A 7,565-nucleotide genomic window follows, 5' to 3' on the forward strand; every position below is an offset into this window, starting at 1 on the left:
GGGGTGAGCGGCATACGCCCCTGTGTTCTGTCGGACGACCACTATTGCCCGTGCGCCCACGCCGCCGTGCTCACGGGAATGGTCGACAGCGAGTAGTGGTCGTTCGGCGGTTCCAGACGCATGTCCGGACTCGGGGTCCCGTGGTCGCACCACCAGGCCACCCTGGATCGGAGGAGGTGCACTCTCGATCAGCGGAGGTGCACTCTCGATGGCGACAAGTGCACTCTCGATCAGCGGAAGTGCACTCTCGACCGGTGGGGGTGCACTCTCGATCAGGCGGGGTCGTGCCGGTGGCCCGAGGACCACTCGACGACGAGGCCGTCCCGCGCGCCGAACCCGACCAGGTGCCGGCCGACGACGTCCTGCACCCGCGTGAGGGACTCCGCGTCGGGTGCGCTGGCGAGCAGGACGAGCAGCGAGGTGTCCTCGTGCACCTCGAGCTCGCAAACGCCCCCGGCGATCGTGATCCGGTGCCCGGTCTCGGTCGGCTCGGCCGGCACCTTGCGACCCAGGTGCGAGGCGAGCTGCTTCGCGTAGCGGGCGGGTTTGCCGGTCGCGACGTCGGCCCGGCTCTCGTGGACAGCGGGGGGTGTCGGGCTCACTGGTTCTCCTTCAGGACTGAGGTGGTGACTTGGGGGGATGAAGTGGTGCCCGACGAGGTGACCGTCGACGCACTCGATGCGGATCGGGACGCCGAAGACCTCCTCGATCAGGTCGGCTTGCATGATCTGCCGGGGGCTGCCCTGGGCGAGGACCCGACCGTCGCGCAGGGCCACGATGTGGTCCGAGTAGACGGAGGCGGCATTGATGTCGTGCACGACGAGCACCACCGTACGCCGCAGCTCGTCTGCCGCACTGCGCAGGTTGCGCATCATCTCCGCGGCGTGCCGCATGTCGAGGTTGTTCAGGGGCTCGTCGAGCAGGACGTAGTCGGTTCCCTGTGCGAGGACCATCGCCACGTAGGCTCGTTGGCGCTGCCCGCCGGAGAGCTCGTCGAGGAACCGGTCGGCGAGCGGGTGCAGGCCGAGATGACCCAGCGCCTCGTCGACCTTGCGGACGTCGTCGTGGGTGGGGCGGCCCTTCGAGTGCGGGAACCGGCCGAAGGTGACGAGGTCGCGCACCGTGAGGCGCACCGTGAGGTGGTTCTCCTGGCGCAGCACGGCGAGGAGCCGGGCGACCTCACGGCTGGGTGCCTTGGCGACGTCGAGATCGTCGAGGAACACGGCTCCGGAGTCGGGGGCCAGCAGCCGGCTCATCATCGACAGCAGGGTGGACTTGCCGGCCCCGTTGGGCCCGATCAGGCTCGTCACACCCCCCTTGGGGAGCTCGAGGCTGACGCCGCCGACGACGACCGTGCCGCCATACGCCTTGGTGACGTTCTCGATGGTGATCATGCGCGGGCCCTTCGCAGGAACAGGGCGATGAAGGTGAGGCCGCCGAGGAACTCGACGATCATCGACAGGCTGCCCTCGAAGCCGAGGACCCGCTCGAAGAGCAGCTGGCCGCCGACGAGGCAGACGACGCCGGTGATCGCCGCAGCCGGCAGGGTGACGACGTGGCGGTGGGTGCGCACGATGCGGTACCCGACGTGCACGACGAGCAGGCCGAAGAAGGTCGACGGGCCGACGAGGACCGTGGACGCGCTGACGAGCACCGTGACGAGCACGAGGTGGCGCATCATCACGCGACGGTGGTTGACGCCGAGCGCGGTGGCGCTCTCTCGTCCGAGGGAGAGCACATCGAGGGTGTGGCGGTCGCTCCAGACGACGATGGTGATGGCGCCCACGACGACGGCGCAGGTGGCGAGCAGGGGCGGGCTGGCCGAGTTGAAGTCGGCGAAGAAGCTGTCCTGAAGGACGATGAACTGGGTCGGGTCCATGATCCGCTGCAGGAAGCCGGACCCGGCGCGGAACAGCCCACCTGCGACGATGCCGACGAGGACGACGAGCTCGATGCTGTGCCGGCGGGTCACGAACACCCACCGCATGACGGGCAGCGCGAAGCCGAGCAACAGCAGGGTCTCCAGACCGAAGCGCGGCACGTCGCCGAGGGCGGTGGTCCACGTGGTGCCCCACACGAGCACGGCGACGGTCTGCACGAGGATGTAGAGCGAGTCGAAGCCCATCACGCCGGGCGTCAGGATGTGGTTGGTCGTAAGGGTGTGGAACACCACCGTCGAGACGGCGATCGCGACGGCGACGACGACCATCGTGGCCAGGGTCATCGCGCGGCGTTCGAGGACGAAGGCCCAGTTGCCGCTCACGCCGAGCGTCAGGAAGCCGCCGATGACCACCAAGGCCGTGCCGCCGAGCAGGACGAGGCGCCGACGGGCCGTCGGCAGCCACGAGGCCGCGCTCGTGCCGGTACGGTCGGGCGTGTGCGGTGGGCGCTGCGAGGTCCCCGGCACTGGGGCGAGTTCAGCGGCCACGATGCGGGCCCTTCAGGAGCAGGACGATGAAGGCGGCGCCGCCGACGACGGCCATGATCGTGCCGATGGGCAGCTCGTAGGGGTGCACGAGCAGCCGCGCGCAGAGGTCGCAGGCGAGCACGAGCGCGACACCGAGCAGCGCCACCCATGGGATCGAGCGCCGGGCGTTGCCGCCGATGAAGCGAGACACGACGTTCGGCACGACGAGCCCGATGAACGGCAGCATCCCGACCGTGACGACGATCGTCGCCGTGACGACCGCGACGATCGACAGCCCGAGGGCAAGGGTGCGAGCGTGGTTGACGCCGAGGCTGGTCGCGACATCGGCCCCGAGCCCGGCGACGGTGAACCGGTCGGCGAGCAGGACGACCACGCACGTCGCGACGCCGGCGGCCCAGAGCAGCTCGTAACGCCCCGCCAGGACCACCGAGAAGTCACCGGTCATCCACGAGCCGAGGCTCTGCAGCAGGTCCGCGCGGTAGGCGATGAAGGTCGAGGCGGCCGCCACGACCCCTCCCAGCATGAGGCCCAGCAGCGGCACGGAGAGGATGTCGGACTGCGGCACCGCTCCGAGGATCCGGATGAAGGCGGCCGTGCCGAGGAGGGCCGCCACGGTCCCGAGCAGCATCTTGAACGACAGTGACGCGTCCGGGGTGAGCAGCAGGGCCCCGAGCAGGCCCAGTCCGGCAAACTCCATCGTGCCGGCGGTGGCCGGCTCGACGAAGGGGTTGCGGGTCAGCAGCTGCATGACGAGTCCGCCGACGGCCAGCGAAGCGCCGCAGAGCACCAGGGCGATCGTGCGTGGGATGCGGCTGGTGAGCAGGGTCTCGGTCTCGGACTGCGTCAGTCTGCCCGTGAACAGGGCGGTCGCGCCGAGATCGGCGACGCCGACGACGAGCGAGGCCGTCGCGAGGGCCACGGTGAGCACGAGGCCGGCGGCGAGGAGCGGGCCGGACCGGGCCCGGGGGGGGCCGGGGGGGGCGGGTACCCCCGGCGCCGGGGGGGGGGGGGGGGGGGCCGCCGGGGGCGGGGGGGCAGGGGGGGGGGGCGGGCCCGCGGGGCGCCGGGGTGGGCGCGACCGTGGCAGCCGGCCGGGTGTGCGAGCCGGCCATCATGCCAGCGGGTGGCATCGGGTCCTCATGTGGTCAGCGCAGCGCCGACCGCATCGACCATCTGGGCCGTGTTGCCGAGCCCGCCGCCGAGGATGTACCAGCGGGCGCCGTCGAGGTAGGTGACCTTGCCGTCCTGCCACGCCGCGGTCCCGGTCACGAGCGGGTTGTCGAGCACCTTCGCCGCCGGGGTGCCCTGCTGGCCGATGGCGGCGTCGCGGTCGATGACGAACAGCTGGGCCGGGTCCTTCTTGGCGATGAACTCGAAGCTGACCGCCTGGCCGTGCGCGTCCTGCTTGAGGTCGGGGACCGCCGTCGGCACGCCGAGGCTGTCGTGGATCAGGCCGAAGCGCGAGCCGGCGCCGAACGCGGACACCTTGCCCCCACTGGTCATCAGCACGAGGGCCGGGGCTGCGTTGGCGGCCTTGGCCTTGACGTCGGCGACCTTGCTCTCGAGGTCGGCGAGCTTGTCGGCGACGGCCTGCTGCTTGCCGAAGATCTCGCCGATCTGCTCGCTCTGGTTGCGCACGTCCTTGAGCGCGTCCGGGCCGCTCATCGTCAGGTCGACGGTCGGGGCGATCTTGGCCAGCTCGGGGTAGGCCTTGGCGCTGCGCCCGCCGATGAGGATGACGTCGGGGTCGAGCTCGGCGATCTTCTCGACGTCCGGCTCGAAGAACGTCCCCACGGCGGCGTACGTGTCGGCCTTGAAGCCGCTCTGGAAGTCCGGCAGGTTGCCCTTCGGCAGACCGACGACGGTGTTGCCCAAGCCGAGGGAGTCGAGGGTGTCGAGGACCGCGAGGTCGAGCACGACGACGCGGTCGGGGGCGGCGGGGAGGGAGGTCGTGCCTTGGGCGTGCGTGACGGTGACGCTCGGCTTCCCTCCGGATGAGGCGCTCGGGCTGTCCGCCGTCCCGCACGCGGCGAGGGGCAGCGCGGCGCACGCGAGGGCGGCGACGACAAGAGGCTTGCGGGACATGTGACTGCTCCTGGAGTTGGGTAAGCCGAGTTAGGTAAGCCTTACCTTGCATTGGCGACCCTAAGGGGCGAGTGAGCTGGGGGGCAAATCCCGGAGTGTGTCGTCCGGGGGCACTGCCCGCATGGCATGCTGAGCCAGTGGTGCGTCCGCGCTTGTGGCTCTGGGAGCCTCCGCAGGGCTGGGTCGCGTACGCCCCGTCCGCCCGCCCTGAGGGTGCCCCCGTGGCCAGTCGGCGATGGACCTCACCGGTGACCGAATCCCCTTTCCCCGCAACCGAGCTCATCGCGTCGTGGAATGCCGTGACGCCCTCGGCTACGTGGCTCGTGATTGAGGGGAGGGTGCGCTCGAGCCAGGGATGGTCACCGTGGTTCACCCTGGCACGATGGCCGGGCGACAGCACAGCAGGTGGTGGGCTGGTGCGCCGCTCGAGCGTGACCGGTCAGGAGTGTGCGCACGGACACGTGGCGACCGACACGTTCGTGGCCAGGGACCCCTTCGAGGGCTTCCAGATCCGGCTGACCGCCCACACGAGAGACCACGACGTGTGGCCCGACGTGCGTCTCGTCGCAGCCCTTGCCAGCGCCTGCATCGGGCCGGGGTCGTCGAGCGAGGCGGCGGCGCCGCCCGGTGTGGCCCGCCGGCCGGTCGAACTCGCGGTTCCACCCCTGTCGCAGCGCCGGCACACCGGGACCTTCGTGCACTGGGACGGGGGCGGCGGCTCGTGGTGCTCGCCGACGGCGACGACGATGCTGCTGCGCTACTGGGGCCGCAGCCCCGACGCCGCGGAGACCACCTGGGTCGGGCACCATCACGACCCCGAGGTCGTGCACGCCGTGCGGTCCGTCTTCGACGACGCGTACGGCGGGGCGGGCAACTGGGCCTTCAACGTCGCGTATGCCGCCGAGCGGGGGCTGCGCGGGTACGTGACCCGGTTGCGAGGGCTGGACGAGGCGGAGCAGTTCCTTCGTGCCGGCGTACCGCTGGCCGTGTCGGTGCGGTTCACGCCGGAGGACCTGCCCGGTGCGGTGTACTCGACCGCCGGTCATCTCGTGACGGTCATCGGCCTGACGGCCGCCGGAGACGTGGTCTGCAACGACCCAGGCTCGCGCGGGGAGCCGGACGACGCGGCGGTCCGGATCGTGTTCCCACGCGCGGCCTTCGAGCAGGCCTGGTCCGCGGGGAGCCGGGGCATCGCTTACGTCATCCATCCGCCCGGCTGGGCGCTGCCCCCGGTGCTGACCCCGGAGCCGAACTGGGGCTGAGGTGCCCGACACTGATGGCATGACCGCGCACGTGCCACCGGGTTGGCCCGAGGGCGTCCCGCCGGCTCACACCCCGGGCTGGGAGCAGCGTGCAGTCCTCTGGCTGCTCGACCAGTGCCCGCCCGACTACCGCGCCCACGACGCGTGGCGACGCCACCCGGTCGCGCTGGCCTGGGTCACCGGAAAGCACCTCGACGGGCAGGTCGTCGCGATGCGCGAGGCCTGGCGCGAGGCCCGGGTCGCGCTCGGACCGCACCTGCCCCCGGAGGCGCTGCCCGAGGTGATGACCCAGATCGAGGCCGAGGGGATCCGGCTGCTCGCGGCCTCCCGCTCGGCCCGGCTGCTCCTCGAGGCGCTGCAGGGCAGGGTCTTCGCGCCCCGGCTGTGACGACGAGCAGGTTGTGACGGCCTGCGACTTGTCACGGCGTGTCGACCGGTCGAGCTCCGGTTGTGCTGTCACGGGCCCGGTGAGAGGCTGGCCGACAGGTCCTCGGTGAGCGCTCCTGAGGGCCGGACGCCTTGGTCGGCACGGAACATCCACGCCGCCCGGTGGGCGCCGGGTTGCGGGGTGGGGCAGCTACTCGTGCCAAGTGACGCCAGTGGCAGTGACGGTCGCGGTGAGGTCGTGGTCGTGGACGTAGGTGTGGTGCTGCGGGCAGAGCAGGGCGAGCTCACGCACCGAGGTCCCGCCGCCGCGGTACCAGGCAACGATGTGGTGGGCGTGGCACCAGGTAGCTGGGGTGCTGCAGTTGCCGAAGGTGCAGCCGCCGTCGCGGACCTCGAGGGCCTTGCGCATGGCCGGGGTGACCAGTCGTTCGAGCCGGCCCACGTCCAGCGGGGCGCTGGGTCCGCCCAGGACCATCGGAATCAGGCCCGCGTCGCAGGCCATCCGGCGGGCCGTGGCGGCGTCGATGACCTCGCCGGTGCCGGTCAGCCCGGACCCGGCGAGCAGGCCGCGCAGCACGTCGAAGTCGATGGTGATGACCAGTTTGGCGCGCTCCGTGACGGGCTGCCCTTTCGCGGACGCGACGCCGCGGCCGATGACCTCGAGCAGGGCGTCGGCGCGGCGTTTGGCGGGGCCGCGCGGGTCCGGCTCGAGGGTGCGGCCGTGCTCGTCGGTGACCGGCCGCGGCTGGGAGAGTCCGTCGATGGCGGCCTTGACGATGGCCGCGGCCTCGGGGTCGAGGGTGGCGCGCAGGCCGACCATGCCGGTCGTCGTGGGCTGGCCGAACCAGAGTCCCCGGGCGGCGCGTTGCCCCTGCGCGCGCCGGTCCGCGTCCGGAGGCGGGGTCAGGTGGTCGGTCTCCTGCCGGATCAGCCTGGCCAGGTCCTCGGGCCGGGTGGTGGCAGCCCGCTCGGTCAGCTCCGTGATGATGGGATCGAGCTGCTCGGGGTCGGCGATCGGGGTGACCCGGGTGTGGAAGGTGATGACCTGGGCGGCGTTGGCGACGGTGACGTGCTGCATCGAGACCCTGGCCCGCAACTCGGCCCAGCGGGGCTCGGTGATCGCCGCCCCGACGGTGGTCAGGGCCTTGGCCTGGCCGGCGGTCAGGGTCGGGTCCAGGGTGCGGAGCCAGTCGATGCGGGTCAGGCCGCGGGGTGGCTCGGCACCGCGGGTCAGCAGCTCGGCCAGCAGGTTGACCAGGACCACGTCCTGGGTGGCGCGCACCGTGGCGGCCTGCGCGAGGGCCTCGCGCAGGGTGGTCTCGGTGTGTCGGGCCAACGACATCCCGATAGTGGCGTCGATGACGGCTCCGGTCGGTGCGTCCGGGCCGGGCCGGGTGGGCTCC

Annotated in this window: 7 protein-coding genes; 2 read left to right on the forward strand and 5 right to left on the reverse strand. The window is 71.8% G+C overall.

Translation table 11 applies throughout. The annotated features are described in order from the left end of the window. Positions 1 to 272 precede the first annotated feature (272 nt). From L0H79_RS18965 to L0H79_RS18980, 4 genes are all read right to left on the reverse strand, one after another. Positions 273 to 1,394, reverse strand: coding sequence for a DUF2218 domain-containing protein (locus L0H79_RS18965; protein WP_367652495.1), 1,122 nt, complete (start codon positions 1,392 to 1,394; stop codon positions 273 to 275). Further along, positions 1,391 to 2,428, reverse strand: coding sequence for an iron chelate uptake ABC transporter family permease subunit (locus L0H79_RS18970; RefSeq protein WP_301486203.1), 1,038 nt, complete (start codon positions 2,426 to 2,428; stop codon positions 1,391 to 1,393). Before L0H79_RS18970 ends, L0H79_RS18965 begins: the two co-directional genes overlap by 4 nt. Continuing rightward, complete coding sequence (locus L0H79_RS18975; protein ID WP_301486204.1) at positions 2,418 to 3,347, reverse strand: ABC transporter permease; 930 nt, start codon at positions 3,345 to 3,347, stop codon at positions 2,418 to 2,420. Before L0H79_RS18975 ends, L0H79_RS18970 begins: the two co-directional genes overlap by 11 nt. 218 nt (positions 3,348 to 3,565) lie before the next feature. Next, positions 3,566 to 4,513 (reverse strand): siderophore ABC transporter substrate-binding protein, encoded by a 948-nt coding sequence (locus L0H79_RS18980; protein ID WP_301486205.1) that lies wholly within the window; start codon positions 4,511 to 4,513, stop codon positions 3,566 to 3,568. Positions 4,514 to 4,761: 248 nt separating this feature from the next. Here L0H79_RS18980 and L0H79_RS18985 point away from each other — a divergent pair, with 248 nt between their 5' ends. Beyond that, positions 4,762 to 5,775, forward strand: a complete 1,014-nt coding sequence (locus L0H79_RS18985) for a C39 family peptidase (RefSeq protein WP_301486206.1) — start codon at positions 4,762 to 4,764, stop codon at positions 5,773 to 5,775. Positions 5,776 to 5,794: 19 nt separating this feature from the next. After that, positions 5,795 to 6,163: a hypothetical protein gene (locus tag L0H79_RS18990; RefSeq protein ID WP_301486207.1), complete on the forward strand. Its 369-nt coding sequence runs from the start codon at positions 5,795 to 5,797 to the stop codon at positions 6,161 to 6,163. Positions 6,164 to 6,352: 189 nt separating this feature from the next. Here the strand turns inward: L0H79_RS18990 and L0H79_RS18995 are convergent. After that, on the reverse strand, positions 6,353 to 7,565 hold a 1,213-nt coding region (locus L0H79_RS18995), incomplete at its 5' end, for an HNH endonuclease signature motif containing protein (protein ID WP_301486208.1).

The organism is Intrasporangium sp., from assembly GCF_030452765.1.
Taxonomy (GTDB): domain Bacteria; phylum Actinomycetota; class Actinomycetes; order Actinomycetales; family Dermatophilaceae; genus Intrasporangium_A.